Origin of the sequence: Vibrio gigantis (genome assembly GCF_024347515.1) — a bacterium.
In the GTDB taxonomy this organism is placed as follows: domain Bacteria; phylum Pseudomonadota; class Gammaproteobacteria; order Enterobacterales; family Vibrionaceae; genus Vibrio; species Vibrio gigantis.
In genome coordinates this window covers 1,390,680-1,413,386 of record NZ_AP025492.1, presented here as the reverse complement: position 1 = coordinate 1,413,386, position 22,707 = coordinate 1,390,680, and the positions used below count along the sequence as shown (strand labels likewise).

General features: G+C 44.6%; 18 protein-coding genes. 5 read left to right on the top strand and 13 right to left on the bottom strand.

Going from position 1 to position 22,707, the window contains the following annotated elements; genetic code table 11:
• Window positions 1–9: 9 nt before the first annotated feature.
• The 4 genes from OCV56_RS06385 to OCV56_RS06370 form a co-directional block, all read right to left on the bottom strand.
• A complete protein-coding gene (locus tag OCV56_RS06385) occupies window positions 10–831 on the bottom strand; it encodes an outer membrane lipoprotein-sorting protein (protein ID WP_086713153.1) in 822 nt (273 codons plus the stop codon).
• Between the two features lie 44 nt (window positions 832–875).
• Window positions 876–3,338, bottom strand: a complete 2,463-nt coding sequence (locus OCV56_RS06380) for an efflux RND transporter permease subunit (protein ID WP_228761185.1) — start codon at window positions 3,336–3,338, stop codon at window positions 876–878.
• A gap of 171 nt (window positions 3,339–3,509) precedes the next feature.
• Window positions 3,510–4,295, bottom strand: a complete 786-nt coding sequence (locus OCV56_RS06375; protein ID WP_086713151.1) for a TetR/AcrR family transcriptional regulator — start codon at window positions 4,293–4,295, stop codon at window positions 3,510–3,512.
• Between the two features lie 375 nt (window positions 4,296–4,670).
• A complete protein-coding gene (locus tag OCV56_RS06370) occupies window positions 4,671–5,855 on the bottom strand; it encodes a hypothetical protein (RefSeq protein WP_086713150.1) in 1,185 nt (394 codons plus the stop codon).
• Window positions 5,856–6,158: 303 nt separating this feature from the next.
• Here OCV56_RS06370 and OCV56_RS06365 point away from each other — a divergent pair, with 303 nt between their 5' ends.
• Both OCV56_RS06365 and OCV56_RS06360 read left to right on the top strand, forming a co-directional pair.
• Complete coding sequence (locus OCV56_RS06365) at window positions 6,159–6,938, top strand: hypothetical protein (protein WP_086713149.1); 780 nt, start codon at window positions 6,159–6,161, stop codon at window positions 6,936–6,938.
• Window positions 6,859–7,635, top strand: coding sequence for a hypothetical protein (locus tag OCV56_RS06360; RefSeq protein WP_086713148.1), 777 nt, complete (start codon window positions 6,859–6,861; stop codon window positions 7,633–7,635). Before OCV56_RS06365 ends, OCV56_RS06360 begins: the two co-directional genes overlap by 80 nt.
• Window positions 7,636–7,829: 194 nt before the next feature.
• Here OCV56_RS06360 and OCV56_RS06355 read toward each other — a convergent pair whose 3' ends face one another.
• The 3 genes from OCV56_RS06355 to OCV56_RS06345 all read right to left on the bottom strand — a co-directional run bounded on the left by OCV56_RS06355 (window position 7,830) and on the right by OCV56_RS06345 (window position 14,069).
• Window positions 7,830–8,324: an outer membrane beta-barrel protein gene (locus OCV56_RS06355; RefSeq protein ID WP_086713147.1), complete on the bottom strand. Its 495-nt coding sequence runs from the start codon at window positions 8,322–8,324 to the stop codon at window positions 7,830–7,832.
• A gap of 143 nt (window positions 8,325–8,467) precedes the next feature.
• Window positions 8,468–12,535, bottom strand: coding sequence for an ATP-dependent RNA helicase HrpA (gene hrpA, locus OCV56_RS06350; protein WP_086713146.1), 4,068 nt, complete (start codon window positions 12,533–12,535; stop codon window positions 8,468–8,470).
• A 220-nt stretch (window positions 12,536–12,755) separates the two neighbouring features.
• Window positions 12,756–14,069 carry a MipA/OmpV family protein gene (locus tag OCV56_RS06345; RefSeq protein WP_086713145.1) on the bottom strand — a complete coding sequence of 438 codons (1,314 nt, stop codon included), beginning with the start codon at window positions 14,067–14,069 and terminating at the stop codon, window positions 12,756–12,758.
• Between the two features lie 81 nt (window positions 14,070–14,150).
• Between OCV56_RS06345 and OCV56_RS06340 the strand changes: the two genes are divergently transcribed.
• From OCV56_RS06340 to OCV56_RS06330, 3 genes are all read left to right on the top strand, one after another.
• Complete coding sequence (locus OCV56_RS06340) at window positions 14,151–14,717, top strand: VC1380 family protein (protein ID WP_086713144.1); 567 nt, start codon at window positions 14,151–14,153, stop codon at window positions 14,715–14,717.
• Between the two features lie 24 nt (window positions 14,718–14,741).
• On the top strand, window positions 14,742–16,838 hold the full coding sequence (locus tag OCV56_RS06335) for a metallophosphoesterase family protein (protein WP_086713143.1): 2,097 nt from the start codon (window positions 14,742–14,744) through the stop codon (window positions 16,836–16,838).
• Window positions 16,839–16,972: 134 nt separating this feature from the next.
• Window positions 16,973–17,422 carry a tellurite resistance TerB family protein gene (locus OCV56_RS06330; protein WP_086713142.1) on the top strand — a complete coding sequence of 150 codons (450 nt, stop codon included), beginning with the start codon at window positions 16,973–16,975 and terminating at the stop codon, window positions 17,420–17,422.
• 33 nt (window positions 17,423–17,455) lie between these two features.
• Here OCV56_RS06330 and OCV56_RS06325 read toward each other — a convergent pair whose 3' ends face one another.
• From OCV56_RS06325 to OCV56_RS06300, 6 genes are all read right to left on the bottom strand, one after another.
• Window positions 17,456–17,893, bottom strand: coding sequence for a hypothetical protein (locus OCV56_RS06325; protein WP_086713141.1), 438 nt, complete (start codon window positions 17,891–17,893; stop codon window positions 17,456–17,458).
• 5 nt (window positions 17,894–17,898) lie between these two features.
• On the bottom strand, window positions 17,899–18,603 hold the full coding sequence (locus OCV56_RS06320; protein ID WP_315973289.1) for a winged helix-turn-helix domain-containing protein: 705 nt from the start codon (window positions 18,601–18,603) through the stop codon (window positions 17,899–17,901).
• Between the two features lie 431 nt (window positions 18,604–19,034).
• On the bottom strand, window positions 19,035–19,730 hold the full coding sequence (locus OCV56_RS06315; protein ID WP_086713139.1) for a hypothetical protein: 696 nt from the start codon (window positions 19,728–19,730) through the stop codon (window positions 19,035–19,037).
• A gap of 15 nt (window positions 19,731–19,745) precedes the next feature.
• Entirely contained in the window at window positions 19,746–20,102 is a 357-nt protein-coding gene (locus tag OCV56_RS06310) for an antibiotic biosynthesis monooxygenase family protein (protein ID WP_086713138.1), read from the bottom strand.
• 303 nt (window positions 20,103–20,405) lie between these two features.
• Window positions 20,406–20,936 (bottom strand): 3'-5' exonuclease, encoded by a 531-nt coding sequence (locus OCV56_RS06305; protein WP_086713137.1) that lies wholly within the window; start codon window positions 20,934–20,936, stop codon window positions 20,406–20,408.
• Between the two features lie 87 nt (window positions 20,937–21,023).
• On the bottom strand, window positions 21,024–22,562 hold the full coding sequence (locus tag OCV56_RS06300; RefSeq protein WP_086713136.1) for a sensor domain-containing diguanylate cyclase: 1,539 nt from the start codon (window positions 22,560–22,562) through the stop codon (window positions 21,024–21,026).
• Window positions 22,563–22,707 lie beyond the last annotated feature (145 nt).

Here is a 22,707-nt window from a genome sequence, read left to right as displayed (position 1 = left end):
ATTCTTGCCTTACTTAGCTCGTTTCAGTGTGTTTTTTTGAAAGTCCTTGTCTTTAAGACCGGTCTGGAACGCCAAATCTGTCGTGGTTAATACCGTACTTTTACCCGTTTGGTGGTTTTGCATCGACATGGTGTGCGCGCGCCAGTATTGGTTCAGGTATTGTTTGTAGTCTTGGAACGACAGAGTTTTCAGCAATGCGCCTTTGCGGTCGTAAAACTCCACTTGAACGGGGCGGTAGTATTGTTGATCTAGCCATACTTTTTGCATGGTGTAGCCTGAGTTTTTGTCGGTCGGTACTTGCTCTAAAACAAAGGTGTCTACGCCTTCTAATTTCGCGTCTTCAATGTAGTTGAAGGTGTACTTTTCTAGTTCAAACGAGCTTAAGTCTTCATACGCAAATTCACTGCCCATAAACGGCCCCGATTTGTTGCGTGAAGAGATGCGTTTCACACGTTTCAATGCTGGCAGATACAGCCACTGGTCATCCGATTTAGTGATATGCGAATGGTTTAGAAAAGCCGTGCCTTTTACATCGCGCGGCTCATCAAAAATGGTTAAGCCTTTATCGCCATCGTCATCAACTTCCAAAGATTTCAATCGCATTAATCGTGTGCTGCTTTCGCCCTGTTTGTTGCGAAGTAGCATTTCCATGGTCGCAACAGAATCGCCCCACCCGACATCGACCGCTTTACGTTGCTCGGCAATTTCTAAGCCTTTCGCAGGGTCTGCTAATGCTGGGAAAGCCGCGAATGTGCCTATTGTTAACGTGCCGACGCTTAATGAGCTAACAGTAAGTAATGTAGTAACGAATGATTGTTTAACGCTTTTCATAAATATCTCCTTGAGTCAGCCCACCGCAGCAGGCTGACGATTCCTTATTTGGTCCATGTAGTCAGTTCGGCTGTTGGGCTAGACTGTGGCTTGGTTTCTGGCTTTGATTCGTGCTGAGGTTTATCTGAATAGTGAGTCTGTTTGTCGAAGATCATCAGTAGGCTTGGTAGCAAGATGAAGTCGACCACCAGCGCAATGAAAATCACAATCGCGCTGAGTAAGCCCATGTCGGAGTTGAGTCTGAAGCTCGACATCGCCAGTACTGAGAAACCAGCCACTAACACGACAGTGGTAATCCACAATGCACGGCCAACGGTGTGGAAGGCGTATCGAACCGCTTCTTCCGCCGATTTACCTTCTATTCTTGCGCGCTGGTATTTGCTTAAGAAGTGCACCGCATCATCAACTACGATACCCAAAGTGAGCGTCACCACCACTGACAAACCAAGGTTAATTTCACCTGAGATAAGCGCCCATAAACCAAAACCAATGATCGCAGGTGCAATGTTTGGCACTAGGCTGATCATACCCAAGCGAACTGAGCGCAACGCAAAGATCATCAAGCCCGAGATAAGTACTAAGGTGATAGGCAGAGTCGATAACATACTCGCCATGTTGGTTTCGCCAATGTGAGCAAACATCAGTGATGGGCTCGACGCGACTACTTCATACTGAGGTGCATTGGCTGCAAACCATGAGTAGATGCGTTCTTCGAGTTCCACTAGCTCAACGCTGCCGAGGTTGTCGACGGTGAGTACCATTTTTATCGATGACTTATCGACGTTGATCTGGTTGTTCAAGTCCAAGCCATACGGCAGAGACATCTCATAAAGAAGCAGGTATTGCGCAGCAAGTTCACGGTTTAGTGGCAATTGGTAGTAGCTATCGTCATCGCCATGCATGTTCTTATTCAAACGCATGTAAACATCAGATAGCGTGGCCACATGGTCGGTTTCTGGTTGAACACGTAGCCACTCAGTAAAGTCGCCAATCGCTTGTAAGAACACAGGATCAGCAATCGCTTGAGACTCATTGGTTTTGACCGCGATGCTAAGGGTGGTCATGCCGCTTACGGTCTCTTCCATGAAATCAGCCGCTTGTCTGAATTCGCTTGAGGTATCGAAATACTTCACCGATTCATCATTCACTTTGTTCAGTGGAATTAACGCCGCAGCGCCAACAATCACAAGGGTTGAAATAGGCAGCAGTGCTTTACGGTTCGCAACGACAAAATCACCGAGCTTATCCATAAAGGTCACTTTATCTTCCGCCGTTGGATTTACTGACAAGCGCTTAATTGGCAGCAGTTTTAGCAATGCAGGCAGCATAGTCACAGATAGGAAACACGCGATGAGTACACCTAATGCCGACAAGTTACCGAAGTCTCGTAATACTGGAGAGTCCGACATGTTCATCATCAAGAAACCAATTGCGGTGGTCACTGAGGTGATCAGAATCGGCATCGCATTGAGCTTGATGCTGTATTGAATGGCTTGTGCTTTCTCCATCCCGCGTTGCATGGCTTGTCTCATGGTCACAATCACGTGAACACAATCGGCCACCGCCAAAGTTAAAACCAAGGTAGGCACATTCACGGTTGCTGTGCTGAGGAACATCCCTGCCCAACCGGATAAACCCATGGTGGCAACAATTGAAGAGATGATCACAATAAGCGTGGCCACCACACTAAAGAACGAGCGCAGCATAAAGGTCAGGAACACCAACACTACCAATAGCATTAACGGCACCAGCGTTGAACTGTCTTCTTGAGCCGAAGTCATAAATGCGTTGTTCATGGCGATGATGCCCGCTTTATGGAATTCCACATTCGGATATTGATCTTGATACTTGCCGATCATGGCATTGATCGCCGCGATCACCTCTTGCACTTCCGCGGTCTTATCCACTTCAGGCAGTTGCACGGTCACGTTAACAATCGTCACATCGCCAGAGGCCGACACCAAGGCATTCTTAAGCAACGGTTCGTTGAGGGCTATCTGTTTAACTTTAGCGATGCGCTCTGGTGTGTGCTCGTACTCTTCATACAGCAGGTCTTCTACCAAGAGGTCATCTTCAATGGCTTCGGTGTGCTGATAATTAGCAAGAGAATCCACACGGCTTGAATACGGGATCTGCCACGCATCAACCGTGAGGTTTTGAATTAATGTGAGAGTTTCTGGGGTGAAGACATTGCCATCTTCAGGGGCGACAACAATCGCAAGGTTGTCGGTTTTTGCAAAGGTGGTTTGGATTTCATCGAACGCCATCAACTGTTTGTTGGTACCTTCAAAGAAGATGTTGTAGTCCCCTCTAAAGTAGAGGTTCTTGGCCCCTAATGCAGAGAGAATGATGATTGAAAACACCACCAGCAGAACGATAAACGAACGCTTGGTAGGTATTGAGTGCCAACTGTTTAGATCTGTGTTTGCGCTATCGGCATTAGGGTTATCTCGGTTTTGCTGATCGAACGTGGGCTTCTGGCTGTCATGTTTCATCACAGTCTCCATTTGTGACGATTCGTCATATTTGTGTCATAAAAAGCCAGCCGAAGCTGACAAAAAACACAATGCTTAGTCAAACACTCAAGAAAACAGCAACCACAGTCGGTCAATCTCAAGTTTGTGACGAATCGTCAAAAATGGTTATTAATAAACCCACATGTGTGGGCTTAACGGAAGCTATCGACCTACAGACTCTAAGTAAGCGATCTCTTCACTGAACAGTTCTTGTTCTACACGACGCCAAGTTTTGCGGTAATCCCAGTCGCTAGAAAGGGGCTGCCAATTGAGGCCGTCTAGAATCATGTTCGCGTTGTGTAATACTGAATACGGGTCTTGTAACCGCTTAATACAATGACTGTTTGATGCGTTCTGTGACAAGGCATTTGAACCAAACGCGATTGACCAGTTAGCAAAAACGATGGCATCTGAACCCACACCAGAAGAGAACTTTAGGTCACCTGCTTCTACCGCTTGGTTAACCATAGAGTCGGCTTGTTCAATCACCAGCTCTTCCAGTTCATTCATCTCGGCGACGCGCGCACTAGACGCTTTCTCTAGTACCCACGGGCTTTTAGCCATGATCGCACAGGTTGATAGTACCGGCTCCATGCGAGCATAGATTCGGTAAGCAACGTGCAGTGCGACGATCTTTTCACGTGTGTTGCCTTCAAACTCTCCAGAGCGAGCAAACATCATTGCTTCTGTTTTAAGAGAATGAATACATAACGCTAAAACGACGTCTTCTTTGCTGCAAAAGTGATTGTAGATTGTCCCTTTAGAATAAGAGCTCGCTGCCGTTAGCTTGTCCATCGTTAGGTTTCCGAACCCTTGTTCTCGAACCAGATCTTTCGCCAACAACATCAACTCTACTTCTCGGTCTGCAATAGACTGCTGCTTTTTAGACAACACGCCTTTGCAACCAAAGATACCTTGTTTATCGCCTTTACAACCAAAGCCAAACATAATTTCTCAGTCCGTATATGAGCTTAGCCATTATCTAAGCTTAGCCAGTATTTAAAACACTCCTGTCCAATATTAACACGAATAGTAAATTCATGTAGTTAACCATTTTGTGACGCTTCGTCATTTTTGACTTATCGTCATAATAGATCAAATATTGATCATATCAAGATGTTTTATAAATTTAATATATTTTTTGAATAAGTAGGTAAATCATCAATAGCTAAGTTAGTGACATTAAAAAGCCAGCGACTATCCAAATCGCTGGCTTGAAAGGCTTCATACAGATTTATGAGCACTGATGAATTGAATCGAACAGTCCGACACTCACCAATTCTTATTACTAACGCTTGTTACTAGTGCTCGTTACTAATTCTGTTACAACAGGGCTTTACCATTTTCACCCTGAGCGTACAGGGCTAAGCTTATGGTCTTCAACGCTTCTGTCTCAGTTTCACTGACAGTTAACGACGACACGCTACTGCCATTCAAACGGCTCAACATCTGCCTTACTATCATTAGTTGCGGCTTCACGCTTGGAATGCGCGTATCGATGAACTGGAACCAGTCTTCGTTCATATGGTGCTTCACTTTATCCAACACGTCTTTGTTAACGATGGTGAAGGTCTTGGCTCCCTCTTTGGCATCACGCAAAATGTCATAAATGACGTGTTCTTTCTCTTTGGCAACCAACATGCCTGAGATGTTGAGCTGTAACTCTCCGATGATGCCGTTCTTCATCTTCAGAAAGAACTTGATGTCCTTGTAACCCGAACCTTGAGCCTTTCTGTTGAACTCGCTTAGCCCTGATAGCTTTGAGCCGAGGCCATAACGATCTTTCAATGCTGACTGATAGTGCTGAAGATCTTTGAACTCTTTGGTTCTGGATATGAATACTTTTGCCGCAGACATCGCGCGCACGCTTTCGAACTCTATGGTCATTCGGGCGCAATCTTTGAGATCGCCAATATCATCTAACGGGTTTCGGTTAGTGATCTTATCCAGAGCGCCATTGAAGCTTTTAATACCGCCATAAGCACCTGGCGGAACGGAGAGTTTGCCTTTAAAAAGTGAGACTACGTGCTTGGAAAACTCTTTCAGTTCTTCTTGTGCCTGAATGATGTCGCGATACATCATAAATAATTGCTTGCGCTTTAAGTGAGCATTAGCGAGTTGGTTTTTGGCTTTAAAGCTTGCACCCTTCGACATGATCTTCGAGGTGCCATTGGTTGAACTGACTACGTTACCCTGCATCTCTTCGCTGAGGTAAGTTTTGAAGGCGTTGTCGTCGGTTAGAATCGAATACATTAGCTGTGCAACTTTACCTTGCTCGGTGTTGCGAAAGGATTGTCCTTGTAGGCTCGCTTTTAGTTCAGCCAATGCCTGCTGATAAGCTTTGTTGTTGACCAAGCGAAAGCCTTGAGACATGTGAGTCGATTTATCGATATGCTTTAAAACTTCTGGCTTGCGCTTTTTAATCTCATCTTTCTTCAATTTCCACTCTGTCTTGGTAAACGAGGTACCATTTTCCGGCATCATGGTGAATTCCACACTGGTTGGCATACAGTCTCCTTCTGTCGTGACCTTCCTAGGATTAAACAACCCCTTAAACGTTTAGTGCTAATTTTTGCATTTGCTTTGACTACTATTTTATTAGCAATCATTAAGCAATAAGACTCATTTCAACATAGCAATGGTTGCTGCTTACTACTAAAAAATTGTCGGCTTACGCCACCTTTCTGGGTCACACCTCTCCTTATGGTTAATATTTGTCTCACTAATGTTGTTTTCTGTTAAGTTGCTATAAATTCCGTAAGCGGTGACTTACAATAGAGTCAACGACCTACCTTTTTTGAGAACACGATATTGAGCGCCAAATATTCTTATTTAGCTTGGCAAGTGAATACTTCTAGCCCAGCAGAAAAGCTTGTTTTATTGATGCTTGCAGACGGTGCGGATGAATTCGGCTACACCAATGTGTGCCTACAAACTGCAGGCCAGCTTTGTGCTCTCTCTACGTTTGGTTTAGCCGACTGCCTTAAGTGTTTAGTCGACCAAGGTTTTCTCGATAAGGTAAAAGTAGATTATCGAGATCAAAAAGAGATTCACGTTTTCAAAATGCTCATTGAGCAAGAGCAAGCGGCGGTTCACGTAGAGGCTCAACCAGCGAATAGTATTCCGGTCTACTCTACTGCACCTGCACCTGCACCTGCACCTGCACCTAAGTTTCAGCCAGCTCCGGCACCAATGCAAAGCATGCAGCATGCCCCTCGCCCTCAAGGTCGAGGCTCAATGAACAGCAACACCGTTTCTACTCATGATCTCAACGAAGAAGAGATACCATCATGGGCAGAACGCGCGTTTAAATTCTCCGGCCTTGCCGGTGACCATAGTTTAGTATGGAAGAAATTTGTCCTCTGGTATAAAGCCAAAGCCAATGAATTAATGCCACTATCTCGGATTGAATCCAAGCTGCAGTACTGGCTAGTTAACGAGAAGCAAAATGAAAGACAACAACAGCAGAAGACCTCTCAATATTCAGGAAATGCAGGACAAGCTCAAGGAAATGGGTATCGACAAAAGCTTAGCCCATCTGAACGCTTCAGGCAGCAGCTCATTCAAAAAGGCAAAAAGCCAACCTTCTGAGCCAGCTCCGGACGTTCAGCCTAAAGCTCCACTCGTACCTGAAGTGATTGAAGCACAAAGTACCAATGTAAAAGCAACAGCAGCGCAAGGTGCGGATTCTGGTGCCTCTCAACAAGTGCCGGTTGTTGACCAAGACCCTGCAGAATTGGAGTTAACTGATTGGTGTATTCACGTGTTTGGCTCTTTCTTAAGTGTATACGAGACACAGTGGGAGTATCAGTACGGTAGTGAGCCAAGTGGTAAGTTCATCGAATTTGCCAACTCTGTTGATTCAGACGGTCTGAACCGTGTGCTAATGCACTGCCATGAGCGTATTCAGCTTGGCAACAGCTGGCCGCCGCAAATGGGTGAGCTTTGGATCTTAAAAGATTCTTTGACCGAAGAAGAGCTGCTAGACAGCCGTATTCGCGTTTTGTCTCGCACCGCCGTGAACAAGATTGAAAAATGGCTTATTCAGAACAAGCTGTATGACTTGAAGCGCACCGCGGAGAACAAGCTTGATGGCCTATTCAAGAAGTACTACTTGGAAGCGAAGCGTTTAGATGAGAAAGGCATGCTTGAAACAGAATTACCGCAATTCCTTCTTGCCGCTAACTCAGTGAAGAACTTGAACGATTTGAAACGCGAAGAGTACGAAAGCCAACATGGCAAAGCACTGAACCCGCGTATCCAACAGATTCTGAACAGTAAGAAGTAGCCGTCCGCCACCATCTGTTAAAAGAAAACAGAGTGGCGATTACACGGGACAACAGATACAAAAATGCCAGCTATTAAGCTGGCATTTTTTATGAATTCTTACGAACTCTTTAACGCATATCCGTGACCGACTATAAGTCCATTACTGACTGTAAGTCCGTCACTGACTATAAGTCCATCACTAACTATAAGTAATTACAGTAGGTGGATAGTTGCGTTTAGCGTGAATACGCCTGAGTCGTCATCTTTCATTTTAAAGTTTTGGTAGCTAGCGCCTACAGATAGTGGACCAAAGATGAAGTATTCTGCGCCTACACCGTACATTACATCTTCACTTGATTGCTTGAAGCCATCAGCTTTAAGATCGTAAGAGTGAATACCAGCCTTCGCGTAAACGTGAAGAGGACCGAAATCGATGCTTGGTTTGATCGCTAGGTAAGCAGTGCTTGCATCTAGGTTTGTAAGGTCACGGTTGCCGTACTTAACGCTGTCGAAAGAACCTAGATCCCAGTAACCCGCTTCAATACCGATTAGTGGCAGGATGCCTGTACCCACGTGGATACCCATCGCCGTTTCTTCTTCATTACCTAATGAATTTTGACCACCCATTACGCCGCCGTACAACCAAGAATCAGCCATTGCTGTTGAAGATGCACCTAGCAGTGCTAGTGCCAATAACGTTTTTTTCATATTCGACCTTTTTCGTCCTAGTGGCAGGCCTTGAGTGGTAATAAATTGCCACCAAGTCGCCCTGTATGTAATAACTATTCAATTAGTAATGCAATAAGCAAGATTTATACCCAAACCTTGCCATTGCGTCTAGCTTTATTCCTTTAGCAAGCATCAATTGCGTTTTTAACACGCTTATCTGATACTGGGTAAGGCGTACCGAGCTGCTGTGCGAAGAAGCTTACACGAAGCTCTTCTATCATCCAACGCACCTCTTTTACATTTTCTGGAACCGCGATCCCTTTTGGAATTTTATTCAGCAGCTCTTTGTAATCATTCACTACTGACTCAACTTTGATCATGTGCAAGCGATCTTTGTTCGGGTCAATAGGCAGTTTCTCCATGCGACGTTCTATCGCCTTCATATAGCGTAGAATATCCGGCAAGCGTTTCCACCCACATTCTGTGGCAAACCCCTTAAAAATCAAACCTTCTACCTGAGCTTTGATGTCTGAAAGCGCAAATGCCATAGAAAGGTCCACACGCCCTTTGAGCTTCTTACTGATGCTAAATGCCGTGGTTAAGATGGTTTCTACCTGCTGAGCAATCTCAACAACCGTATCACCTAACTCTGCACGTACGTGCTCTTTCAATGCTTCAAACTGCTCTGGCTCCCAGACTAGACCGCCCTTCTCTTCAATCAGCTTATCAATACCACAAGCGATACAGTCATCGATAAGATCCAGTACCTGTCCGTATGGGTTGAAGTACAAGCCAAGTTTCGATTTGTTCGGCAAGTTTGAGTGCAAGTATTTGATCGGTGATGGCACGTTCAACAAGATTAAACGACGCTGACCCGATTTCATTGCCGAGATCTGCTCTTGTTCAGTTTCGAACAGCTTGATCTCTACGCTGTCTTTGGTATCCACCAGCGCAGGGAAGGCTTTAACATCATAGCCGCCACGCTTCTGTTGGTAGACTTTTGGTAACTCACCAAAGCTCCACGTGTGCAGATTCTGCTGTTCGATATCATCGTCTGCCACTTTAGAAAGCGTTTCTTGAACTTTGTCTTTCAGGCTCTCTTTCAGTTCATGCAGGTCTTTTTGTTCTTTAAGCTTGCGCTTGCGATGATCCACTGCACGGAATGTTACCTTCAAGTGTTCTGGAATCTGGTCTAACTTCCAATCATCACGTACCACTTCCACACCTGTCATTCGGCGTAGCTCTTTCTCAAGAGAATCCAGTAACGGTGCTTCAAGTGGTGTAACACGAGCCAAGAAGGCATCGGCGTAGTTTGGCGCAGGCACAAAGTTACGGCGTAGCGTTTTAGGTAACGACTTGATTAAGCTAATCACCAATTCCTGACGCAGGCCTGGGATCTGCCAATCAAAACCGTTCTGGTCAATCTGGTTCAAGATAGGCAGCGGAATGTGTACCGTTACACCATCGTTGTCGTCGCCCGGCTCAAATTGGTAGCTCAGTTTTAGCTTGATACCATTTTGGTGCCAGAAGTTAGGGTAATCCAAGTCAGTAACATGGCTAGCATCACCTCTGAATAGCATCGACTTTTCAAAGTTCAGCAGTTCAGGCGTTTTCTGACTGGTTTTCTTCCACCATGTATCAAAGTGACGGCCTGAAACCGCCTCTTCACCCACACGCTGGTCATAAAAATCGAACAGCTCATCATCATCGATTAAGATGTCACGACGACGAGACTTATGCTCTAGCTCTTCCACTTCTTGCAGTAGCTTACGGTTCTGCTTGAAGAAGGTGTGCTTGGTTTCCCACTCACCTTCAACCAATGCGCTGCGTACAAACAACTCACGACTGACAGTTGCGTCAATCGCACCGTAGTTCACAAGGCGCTTAGGAACAATTGGGATTCCGTAAAGCATCACTTTTTCGTGTGCCATTACCGCTGCTTGCTTCTTCGACCAATGTGGTTCGCTGTAGCTGCGTTTAATCAGATGTTTCGCTAGTGGTTCAATCCATTCAGGTTGAATCTTCGCGATAACACGACCCCATAGTTTTGAGGTTTCCACCAGCTCAGCCGACATGATCCACTTAGGTTGTTTCTTAAATAAGCCCGACGCAGGGAAGATATGGAAGCGCGCGTTACGAGCACCTTGATATTCGTTCTTCTCTTGGTCTTTCATACCGATGTGCGAAAGCAGGCCTGATAGCAAAGACATGTGAATGCCATCGTAGCTACCCGGTTCAGTATTCAGCTTGGTATCCAATTCACGCATCGCTTGGTGAATTTGGAAGTACACATCTTGCCATTCACGAATACGTAAATAGTTCAGGTAATCTTGCTTACACTGTTTGCGGAACTGGTTACTCGACAGCGATTTTTGTTGCTGCTTGATGTAATCCCATAGGTTCACAAACGTGATGAAATCAGATTCTTTATCGAAGAAGCGCTTGTGCTTGTCGTCAGACGATTGCTGTTTGTCTGATGGGCGCTCACGCGGATCTTGAATTGACAATGCAGACGCAATTACCATCACTTCGTGCAGGCATCGGTTGCTTGGCGCTTCAATCACCATACGCGCTAAACGCGGATCGATAGGCAGTTTTGCCAACTTACGACCAATCGCCGTTAGCTTCTTCTTGTCATCGCCATGGTTCTTGTTTTTATTCGCAGACGGTTCGACTGTCGCGATTGCACCAAGCTCTTCAAGCAGCCTTACACCATCTTGAATGTTGCGCTTATCGGGCGCTTCAACAAATGGGAATGCTTGAATGTCACCTAGGCCCAACGCTGTCATCTGAAGGATAACGGATGCTAGGTTAGTACGAAGAATCTCTGGGTCAGTAAACTCTGGGCGTGATTCGAAATCTTCCTCTGAGTACAGGCGAATACAGATACCTTCCGCAACACGACCACAACGACCTTTACGCTGGTTAGCACTCGCTTGAGATACTGGTTCAATTGGTAGGCGTTGTACTTTTGTGCGGTAGCTGTAACGGCTAATACGCGCCGTACCTGGGTCGATGACATACTTGATGCCCGGAACGGTTAACGAGGTTTCTGCCACGTTGGTTGCCAGAACAATGCGTCGGCCAGTATGAGACTGGAAGATACGGTTTTGCTCGCCCGCCGATAGACGTGCGTAAAGCGGAACAATTTCAGTATCACGAAGGTTACGTTTACTTAATGCATCTGCAGTATCACGAATCTCTCGCTCACCGTTCATGAAGATCAAGATATCGCCAAGTCCTTCATCACACAGTTCATCAACCGCTTCAAAGATACCTTCGATTTGGTCGCGGTCTGAATCGCTCTCATCACCACCTAACGGGCGGTAACGCGTGTCTACTGGGTAAGTACGACCAGACACTTCAATGATTGGAGCATTATTGAAGTGCTTAGAGAAGCGCTCTGGATCGATGGTTGCGGACGTGATGATCACTTTTAGATCAGGACGCTTTGGCAGCAACTCTTTCAGATAACCCATGATGAAATCGATGTTCAGGCTACGTTCGTGCGCTTCATCGATGATGATAGTGTCGTACTGGCTTAAGAAACGGTCGTGTTGAATCTCCGCCAGTAGAATACCGTCGGTCATCAATTTGATCTGGGTGTTGTCAGAGATTTGATCGTTGAATCGAACCTTATAACCAACAAACTCACCCAGTTGCGTTTCCATCTCTTCAGCAATACGGTTCGCAACCGAACGTGCAGCAAGACGACGAGGCTGAGTGTGACCAATTAAGCCAAAGCGGCCTCGGCCAAGCTCAGAACAGATTTTTGGTAACTGAGTGGTTTTACCCGAACCCGTTTCACCTGCCACGATAACCACTTGGTTTTCAGCGATGGCTTTCGCGATGTCGTCGCGCTTTTGGCTAACAGGGAGAATTTCTGGGTATTCAATCGTTGGTTTCTGTGCTGCACGCTGAGTTGCTGTCATCATCGACTTAGCAATGTCTAATGCAATCTCATCAAAGACCGCGTGCTTAGATTGTTCGTTCTTAATTTTGCTTGCACCAGCAATTCGCTTACTCAAACGGAAGCGATCGCGCATCATACATTCGTTGAGCGCTTTACGAAGAGAGGCTGGGCTATTCTGAGATGTTTTTGTATTAGCTGTCACTGAATGATCAGCAGATTTAGCTTTTGATTGTTTAGCAGTTCGGTTCGATGCAGGTTTGTGAGATTTCGCTTGGTTCTCTTGAGAACTAGGCTGTGCTGCATTCTTGTTGTCTGCTTTTTCCGGAGACGAAGTCAAAGCGTGTCCTATTCTTGTACTTATTAAACTCGCGCGATTATATCACAAGTCTCAAACAAAAAAGCCTGACAGCAAAGGGAAAACCTTTTGCTATCAGGCTGATTAATCACACTAGCTCTAACTGGGGTTATGAAGGCCAGGTCAAATGTAAGTTGTGCTTAGTAAGCTACGGCTAAAAGCTACCGCTGAAAACCGTAACAACCACAGTTAAACGCTGCGCTTAGAACTCATACTGGAAGTAAACCGTGTTGTAGTTACTGCCGCCTTTGATTCGTCCAAACTGGGACGCATTTTCGAAGATCGCAGAACGGTGGTGCAATGAATAACCGAACCATAAATTGTTCAGGTCACTCTTACCAATCAAATCACCCACGTTCACATCGAATGAGAAGTCTAAATAGTTCAACAGGTGGCTTGCTGTGTAACCTTTACGCTCCATCTCAGAGCCTTCGATATACGTAATCGAATCGATATAAGACATACCTTCTGCCACACCAACACGCCACTGGGTTGGCCAATCAAAGGTGTAGTACGCTTTGATTGCGATAATGTATTCGGTGCTGCTTGATTGAACGTCTGAACTCCAATGATGCGCGATACCTGGAGTCAAATAGATATCCAATGGGAAGCCAAAAATCTCATCGGTTAACGGGTGTCCATAGAAGAAAGAGGTCAACTGGTTGTTGTATTCGTCTTTCTCTGAGTTGAACTTCATGATGTCGCCAATATTGGATGGCGTCGCCCAACCATGTGCAACACGTAAGTATGGCGCATTGCTCAACTTAGGTTTCGGCGCTTTCTCTTTATCGTTAAAGAAGCCAAAGCCAAGGTATAGCTCGCCTTGATAACGGTCTTCAACAATCGATGAATCGTAAGCGTTATCATCTAATCGAGTCACACTGGTTGAACCCAATAAGTATAAATTTGAAATCACATGGTAACGCGCTTCTACACCCACATTCAGATCAACACCGGCACCAATGGTTTCATCGGATGCTGAATAGTACTCACTGTTGAAGTCCGCACTTTTGTAACGCAGTGTCGCACTTGGGGAAAACTCCCAATCACCGGTTTCATACTTAGCTTTCGCACGTAAGTTGCCGTGGAAGTTGTACTCACTGTCGCTCATGAACTCTGTTTCGACGGCCCATTGTTCGTCCAGTTGATACGTTAACTGAGCACCAAAATCGGCGGTATCGCCTTCAATTGCGTTCTGTTCAGAAGCGGGAATATCAATAAAGCGCATACGAGAAATAGCGTTGAAGGACCACTTTTCATCGTCGGTTTGATAGAGGTATGCCCCCATTTCGGTACCATCAATGAATACATAGTCGTTCTTGAAAAACAGCATCGGTACGAATGAGCTAACCGATTGGTCACCACCAGACGTGTCATAAGGGATGCTCGCAGTACGGAACATTGCAGCGATGCCCCACTCTTGCTCTTCAGCGGCCCAGACACTAGTACTTAGGAAAGCGCTACCTAGTAAAGCCACTCCTGAAGAAGTGAAAGTCGGTAAATATTTGAGCTTCATTCTTATGTAATTACTCTTTGTAATAAATATTGTGTTACTGAATAGACATTTATTAACCATGACGGCTAACTATTTTTAGGTTTGCTCGGCATTGACCGTTACAATGTAGAATATTCTCGGTTAAATGAAAGTATTGTGAAAGTCTCAGAATTACAAAACATTATAGACCACTTACCCAGTGATTCCGACCCAGATATCGTTATGGGTGAAGAATGGTTGCCAGAGCGACTGGTTAACACAAAGTTAGACGGTGAGTTGCTGTTTATGGAGTTCGATAATGCCCCCGAAGAAAACCAAGGGGACGACGAAGGCCGTGGCTTTGTTGAGCACGAAATTGCGATGATCCGAGAAAAGCTTGAACAAGTGTTAGACGATCCCTCCGATACTAAAACTAAAGCCGACGCGTTATTGGCAATATTTCTAATGGGTCATGAACTTTCTAGCTCGGAAGTTATCGAAGTTCTAGAAGCAACAGAGTCTGAAATGCCAGAGTTTGAAGAAACTGGACAGGAAATGACAGGCTCTGAAGCAGAGATGGCAGAGCAAAGAACAACAGAGCCTGACATAGCAGAACTTGAAGCACCAGAGCTTGAAACCTGTAAGGCTCAAACTAACAAGCCAGAAACACAAGAACTCCACGACGATTAGCCACCAACGATTTTAGGTACCGTATTGAAACCCTCTACGACATCATCTCTTCCCCTGTTACTCGCCGGACCCATTTTAAGAAAAACCACCGCTACAGAAGTGGTACTTTGGTTAGCCACCAGTTCACCTCTCACAGGCAGAGCTGAACTGTATATCCGTGAAAAAGATCTTAGCGAAGCTGGTCTAACTCACGAGACTGAGCATGCGAACGTAAAACTAGGTCAACCGTTTTATACCTCATCGCTTGAAGAGCATGATTCGATTCAAGTCGGTACACATGCGTGGGTGACGCTGATACGCTTGCAAGGCGAGTTTCCAACCAATACGCCACTTGAATATGATATTCACACAGAGTCAGGCTCGCTGGTGACACTGGCTCCTCATCTTGTTTACAACGGTAAATCTCGTGTTGAATTTAAGATTTCGACATCGGCTGACTACATTCTGCATGGCTCTTGCCGTAACCCCCATCATCCAAGTAAAGACAGCCTAGTCGCGGCAGATAACAAGGTTGCTGATCAAGCTGTCGAAGAAAGACCCGACATGCTGATGATGAGCGGCGATCAAATCTACGCTGACCATGTAGCAGGCCCAACGCTTGATGCTATTCAGCAAGTGATTCAACTGCTTGGTCTTGTTGGTGAGAGCCTACCGACAGATTCACAAATTAAGCAAATCAACAGCAGTGACGCTCTGTATAGCAGTGAGTATCACTTATATCAGCGTCATCAATACTTACCACACCACTCGACTTCAGAATCGATGCTCGATAAGTTCTTTCCGAATCGCAGAGTACCGATTTTTAGCTCTACCGATTGTGAAAACCACTTAGTCACACTGTCTGAATTCATTGCGATGTATTTTCTAGTTTGGTCTCCGACACTGTGGCAATGCGTAAATCGAGAGCGTTTGGTTGAGAACAACTTCACTCAAGGTGGACGCCAATTAACACCGACGGAACAGCAACAGTGGCGCGATGAAAGTGTCATCATCAATGATTTCATTGCTGGTCTACCGCAAGTTCAGCGCCTGTTTGCTCACATTCCAACGTACATGATCTTCGATGATCATGATGTCACTGATGACTGGAACCTTACAGTGGGCTGGGAATACGCTGTCGACCAAAACCAGTTCGCCACTCAAGTTATTGGTAATGGCCTTGCCGCCTACTGGATGTGCCAAGGCTGGGGTAACAAACCGGAAAGCTTTAACGAAGCGTTCATCAAGCAAGCAAAACAGCTTTTTGTCGATCAACCGTGCGTTGCTAAACAAACCCATAATGTTAAACAAACGCATAATGTTGAACAAACGAACAATCTTACACAAACAAACAGTGAAACTGGTGATGTCGCGACTACTCACTCTATTAGCCAAATAGAGCCAGACAAGCATCAAGCCTTCATTGAGATGCTGAGCCGCTTTGAAGAGTGGCATTACACGATAGATACTTCACCCAAGGTCATTGTGTTGGATACTCGAACCCGTCGTTGGCGTTCAGAGTCTCGCATGAATAAACCTTCAGGTTTAATGGACTGGGAAGCCCTGATAGAGTTTCAACATCAATTGCTGCACCAAGAGAAAGTAGTGATTGTTTCTGCTGCACCTATGTTTGGTGTGAAGTTTATTGAAACGCTGCAAAAGATGGCAACGACAATAGGTAAGCCATTGGTGATTGATGCTGAAAACTGGATGGCACACCCAGGCAGTGCCAATACGCTTATTAGTATCTTTACCCATACCAAAACACCAACCAACTTCGTGGTACTTTCTGGTGATGTTCACTATTCGTTTGCTTACGATATAAAGCTTAGATATCGCCGAAACAGTCCGAATATCTACCAGATTACCTGTAGTGGTATTAAAAATCAGTTCCCTGCACCGCTGCTTAAGTTCTGCGATGTGTGGGACCGGCTGCTGTATAGCCCACGCTCGGTTCTTAACTATTTCACAAAGCGAAAACGCCTAAGAATAGAAAAACGCAGCCCCGACAATCAAACCTTTTATCGCCTTTCAAACCGCAGTGCGATTGGTGAATTGAGGCTAGACGCCAAAGGGAAACCGCAATCGATCACGACACTCAGTGGCGACGGTAAAATTACCCGTTTCCCTGAACCAGATTGATAAAGTGCTCCTTATTGCTCGCGTATCCGTAATGTCAGTTTTTAGTAAAGGCGCTTGCGATCACACTCTGTAGGCCCAATAGTTATAACTATCCGCGTTACGGAACCCGATACAAATTTTAACTGGAGCTCGTTATGTTCAATTCTCTAACATCAATGTTTAAACAATTGATTGAAGGCCAGGACCTAAGTAAAAACCAAGGCACATCACCTAATATCGCCATCGCGAGTTTGTTGTGTGAAGTTGCAGGAGCTGACCATCAGATCAATGAATCAGAAAGAATCGCTAAGCTACAGCTTCTTCAACGCTTACTGGATTTAGATGAAGAACAAGCAAAAGTGCTGCTAGAGCAAGCAGAACCGAAAGTAGAGCAATCAGTATCGCTGTATGACTTTACATCGCAACTTAGAGACCTATCTCAACCAGTGCGAATCGACTTAATCAAAGCGATGTGGGAAGTGGCGCATGCAGACGGGGAAATTGACCCTATCGAAGACTCAGTGATCCGTAAAACAGCAGAATTGCTATACGTCGACCACAGTGATTTTATTAAGACCAAACTTAACGTCCTCGGAAAAAGCTAACCAAAGGTTCTCTGTTCACTTAAAGCCTCAGCATCAGCGTAATCGATCGCCATGCATGATGCCTTTAAGCTCTAATGGCGCGCCCTTTTTAGTCACATAAAGACCGCGCTGATTCGATACCAGTACACTGCGCTTGCCTTGGGTTTGCTGAATGTATAAGTGCTTGATATTGAATGTCTGTTTATCTTGGGCCTGCTCTTGGTCCAATTGATAAAGGTAGTAGTGATTCCCCCAGCGTAAAAACACACCAAACATTTGCTTGGTTTGAGCGATATTTCCATCCATATCGTAGCCAATGTACTGCATTTTAACTCGACCATTTTCCAATCGAAGTGAGATTTTCTCCCAGCCTATCATCGGGTATTCTGCGGTAAATTTATAAGTACTTTTGGTTGCGAGCCCAGAAATTAAGCCGACATTTAGAATCACAAAAATCGTTAATAAGATGGGGACCCAAAACTGACGATTCATACTGCTTATCCTCGCTCATCGTCATTGTCGTCATCACAAGAGAGTGATTTAAACTGGTGGCTAATCTCTTTCCAACGCCCGTTTATCAAAGCAACGGCTTGAATATTCTGACACCCAACTCCAATGCGATGTAGGTAAAGCGAATCAACACCGAGTTCTGACACGGTATTTAGCTCAGTTAAGAGCGCTTGATCAAAATTTAAACTATCGTGATAAACAGCTACGCCGCGATAGTTAGTCTTATCCATAAAAAACGCAAACTGATAGAACAGCACGAGAAGAAACGCGCTGACTAAAATTCCGGCGATACGAGATTGGTGACGAGCGATAAAGTACAGTACCTGACGTTGTTTGCATGACCCCGGTTGCTTAGCCAAGACAGACTCATCTTGATTGTCGACACATTCAGTACTCGAGAGCTTTGAAGCAGAGGTCTCGGTAAGGTTTTCAACTTGAGGTTCTTCATATCGAGATTCTTCAACTTGAATAGCCGAAATAGGTGCTGATAAGTATCCACCAAGCTGTTGAGGTCTGCTAAAACTGTACCCTTCCTTTTGCACTGTTAGGATTTTGCAATCACACTCAAATGAACTTAATGCTGTGCGAATGTTCTTCACTGCGACGTTAAGCGAACTGCCCGTAACCACTCTGCCCGGCCAACAATGCTCAAGTAAAAAATCTCGACCAACAGCTTTGGGGCTGTTCTTCACTAAGAACTCAAGAATCAAAGCTTCTGAGGGAGACAAGGCGACCTGCTTGTTTAAATTAGAATCAAAGAGTGTGTTATCAATCATCTCGATACCCGAAGCGTCTAAGATGATTTTTTCAGGGCTACTGGCGTTCATTTCGGCGAGGTGTTCATAAATAAAAGGTCATCAAAAGGTGTTTGTTTGGTCGAGCTAATGTCAAACCACACATAGAAAATTGGTGATTAGTTTAGCCAATAATTAAGCCCAATATAAGCTCAGCAAGTAACAAGATAAAATAGTAATAAGGTGAGTCAGTCATGCAGACTCACTCACCTAAATACAAAGCCTAGCTCTTAAAAACAGCTAACAAGGCCTAGAGAAACGGAAGTTACATCAAATGATATCGATAACTCTGTTTTTCTATAACTTTCATCTTCTATCGTTGTCATTTTCTATAGCTCTAGCTTAAAGCCCAGTTCACTGACCATGACTTCAGCAAAGCCTAACTTTACTGCATTTAACTGATTGGCAACTTCGCGTGCTTGTTCTTCGTTTTTAGCGAGTATTGCCATTGAGTAGATTGGTCTGATCATTGCTTTTTGATTTGGCTGCTCTTGTGCTATTTCTTGATGTTTTAAGTAAGCAGAAGTAATCACGCCTTGAGCACTCCAGTCGACAACCATTTGCAAATCTTGGCTGATAATCTCATCGACAATGAATTGATTCTCAGGCTCTTTCCAAGCAAGTTCCACTGCGTAATTTTTGAAAGCAACGTCAGTGTTTAACCACTTATTACCGATGTCTCTGATTTCAGTCACCTCGACAAGCTCTTTAAATTGGAACGGTAAGTTACCAATTAACTCTCGAACGTGCTGTTCACTATCCGCTTCAATCACAAACTTGATGATCGGAAATTTTTTATCTCCGATAAAGCTTTCTGATACGAACATATCGTGGACCAAACCCGCATCAACTAAGTTCGCAAATGCTTTTTGTTGATGAGGCATTGCCTCAAATACCGCTTGAGCATCATCAGTTTTCCAAGCTACTGACACACCGTATGCCGCAGCATGGCTATAACTAGAAAATAGAATGGCGGAAGATAGAAAGCTAAAAATAGCTAAAAAGGTTCCTAGAGTGGTTTTCATTATGTGGTTTCCTAATTAGTCGCGAACAATTTCATACAAGTTAGGGTCAGCAGAAACCCCTTCAATTTTTAAAGGTGGTAGCTCTTTTCTCATCACTTGTATCGCATCATGGAATTGCTTCTTGCTTTCCCATTCAGCAACATTGATGAAGCGATATGTCGCATCAGAGCTTAAAGAGCGGTGCAATTTGGTCGAAAGATATCCAGGTTGCTTCTCTAATACGCCTCTTGCGCTTTCCCAATACGCTAAAGTCGCGGCTTCATGGGCTGGCTCGACTGAAAAAGTGTTTATCAATACAACGGGTTGTGCCGAAACCAACGCACTCACGCTTAGCGCCCCCAGTGCCAATCCATATTTAATAATGTTGTTCATCCTATTCTCCTTGTTTTGGGTGAGCTAACGCTATCATCTACCCCTGCCCAATCAAGGCTGCAACCTGCGATTTAATATTAATTAAAAAGCTAAATTTCAAACGGATATTCTTAATTCGTAAAATAAGCGATGTAGCCATTCACTATTGATAAACCACTCGTTGAAATGAGTTTTTTGATCGAGGTTCCTCCTGAATTCCAGACACAAAAAAGCCACCTAATAAGTAGGTGGCTCTTAATTTGAATAACTCACAAGAATCAGGCGGGTTTCAAGTTTTACCAAGCACCCGTTTATTGCAAACAACTACAACATCGTTAGTGCAAGCTTTGCCAAGTTGTAAGCATCAACATAACCCGAGTGTTGACGCCCTTCCCACTCAATATTTTTCGCTTCTTGAGCGGCGCGGTGACCAATGCGTTTGTCTTTCAATCGATTCTGAACTCGATAAAGCGTTGCAATATTGATGAACTCGCTAAACGGAGGTTCAATGCCTTTCTCTTGACACTCTTTGTGTAAAATCAGGTCATCACGTCCCCACGCAGCATAGATCTTGTTTGGACCACCAAAATTCTTGATCATCGATTTGATGACTGATTCTAGCGGACGACCCTGCTTTTCGATTTTACGAGGTGTAATGCCCGTTAACTCGGCACAGAATAGAGAGACTTCGTCTTTCTCTGGCTTAACGTAGTATTGTGCTCGCTTCACGATAGTTCCGGATGCTAGATCAATCTCAGCAAGACCAACTTCAATGATCTCCCCTGTTGTACCCACACCGTCTTCGCTCCAACAGCACATTTCCAAATCGAAACACACCACTCGATTGTGATTCATACGTCGCCTAATTCTCTCGTCAAAAATTTCGTGAAATTGTACATGAGCCCAATACAGAACTCGACCCTAGTTGTATCAAGTGCTCATTTAGCCTGCAATTGTCACTCGATTTCGGCCATTCGACTTACTTTGATAGAGCATACTGTCTGTTTTTTGCAGAATCTCTTCCGTATTTTCGTTAGCATGAATGGCAGCACCAATGCTCAAAGTACAACTTAGCTGTCGACCTTTATGCTCACAATGAGAGTGACTGACTGTGCTTAAAATACATTGTAAGTATCGGTCTAGCGCTTCATGGTTTGTAATACTTGAAATGATACAGAACTCGTCTCCACCTAAACGAAACAGGTTATCACCCTCTTTCAAGCTCACTGAAATCAGCTTGATGACATGGACGAGTAAGGCGTCTCCCGCAGGATGGCCGAATTGGTCGTTAATACCTTTGAACTTATCGACATCAAATCCAATAAGACTAAAGGGTTCATTGCGCTGTATCGCTTTATCTAACATCTTATTGAAAGCACGTCGGTTATAAACCTCGGTCAGGCTGTCATGGTTGGCTAGAAAACGCAGTTCTGCTGTTCTTTTATCCAACATTTGATACAAACGCTCTTTCTCTCGGATTTGCATGTTAACGATATACGCCAACAACAAAGAGATGGTTGTCCCCACCAAAGCAATTCCGGTTAATACCAAATAACCATAAAAAGAGATGCAGGAATCTATCTTGTAATCGATCTTCCAGTCTCGGTTAGTCAATTCAATCGTCTTTGTTATGTGGTGGCCAGAAACGGCCTCATAACCCTTGGTTTCAAACAGGATTGGGGAATCTTCTGCTTCGAAACCCGTATCGGTAACACGAATGTAGACATCCATGTCACCCACAGCAGAAGCGAGTAGGTTTTCAAAGTAATAAGTCGTGCGAACCACACCAATGACAACGCCAAGTAGATTGTCGCTTTCACCTTCAAACACTGGATGATAAACCAGCATACCTGTCTTTGGAGTACTTTGGTCTAAGCCGTCTTGAAGCAAGCGAACTTTGTCTGAAATGTTGGCTTTACGCGTCTGTTTGATGTTTTCTAAGATACGCTTGAATCGCTCACGAGAGGAGTAGAAACCCAGAACGCTGTCGTTAGCTTCAGTATTGGGGTAGAGGTCACTAGCAATGAACGCTGGCTCGCCATCTAAAATGTAACCAAAGGACTTTGCTTCGTGTTTTGGAATAGTGAACAGTTGGTAAGATGGGTATTTTTCTTTCATCTTAGCAGTGTGTTCGGCAATCTCGTCTGCTGGCACTTTTTGCATCCACTGCAAGCCGATTAAGCTTTTTGAGCCGTTTATAGTTTGCTGAGCAAAACGATCAAATTTATCCCAGTTTTCAGGTTCGTTAGAATAGAAAAAATTAGCCCCAGAGCCGATATAAGCCACATCATTGCCGATAAACGCTTCCAAGCTCAGTGTCTGATGGGTAGCAAAGCTATCCAGGTTCATATTTAGCGCGCGGTTTTGGTTGAGTGCGACTAATATAAAACACAACACAGTAATCAAAAAACTGACCGAAAATACGACCAATGGGAGAGTTCGTCTCTTCAACCCTGTTAGTGGGTCGGTGGTGTGAGGCATGTGGCTTCCAAATAGGCTCTGATGAGTTAAAAGTATATAACGGAAGGGAATCATGCTCCATTTAAGTTTGGTTTTAAAAATGACATAAAATAGGCATTGTTTACCGAACCCTTACATCGACGGCCAATAATCGAACGAATCTCGA

Bases quoted from the DNA above. Each gene is read 5' to 3' on its own strand.
- OCV56_RS06310 (WP_086713138.1), bottom strand. From the start codon at position 20,102: ATGAACAACATTATTAAATATGGATTGGCACTGGGGGCGCTAAGCGTG.
- OCV56_RS06370 (WP_086713150.1), bottom strand. From the start codon at position 5,855: ATGCCAACCAGTGTGGAATTCACCATGATGCCGGAAAATGGTACCTCG.
- OCV56_RS06315 (WP_086713139.1), bottom strand. From the start codon at position 19,730: ATGAAAACCACTCTAGGAACCTTTTTAGCTATTTTTAGCTTTCTATCT.
- OCV56_RS06305 (WP_086713137.1), bottom strand. From the start codon at position 20,936: ATGAATCACAATCGAGTGGTGTGTTTCGATTTGGAAATGTGCTGTTGG.
- OCV56_RS06300 (WP_086713136.1), bottom strand. From the start codon at position 22,562: ATGCCTCACACCACCGACCCACTAACAGGGTTGAAGAGACGAACTCTC.
- OCV56_RS06355 (WP_086713147.1), bottom strand. From the start codon at position 8,324: ATGAAAAAAACGTTATTGGCACTAGCACTGCTAGGTGCATCTTCAACA.
- OCV56_RS06345 (WP_086713145.1), bottom strand. From the start codon at position 14,069: ATGAAGCTCAAATATTTACCGACTTTCACTTCTTCAGGAGTGGCTTTA.
- OCV56_RS06375 (WP_086713151.1), bottom strand. From the start codon at position 4,295: ATGTTTGGCTTTGGTTGTAAAGGCGATAAACAAGGTATCTTTGGTTGC.
- OCV56_RS06380 (WP_228761185.1), bottom strand. From the start codon at position 3,338: ATGGAGACTGTGATGAAACATGACAGCCAGAAGCCCACGTTCGATCAG.
- OCV56_RS06325 (WP_086713141.1), bottom strand. From the start codon at position 17,893: ATGAATCGTCAGTTTTGGGTCCCCATCTTATTAACGATTTTTGTGATT.
- OCV56_RS06330 (WP_086713142.1), top strand. From the start codon at position 16,973: ATGTTCAATTCTCTAACATCAATGTTTAAACAATTGATTGAAGGCCAG.
- OCV56_RS06385 (WP_086713153.1), bottom strand. From the start codon at position 831: ATGAAAAGCGTTAAACAATCATTCGTTACTACATTACTTACTGTTAGC.
- OCV56_RS06360 (WP_086713148.1), top strand. From the start codon at position 6,859: ATGGGTATCGACAAAAGCTTAGCCCATCTGAACGCTTCAGGCAGCAGC.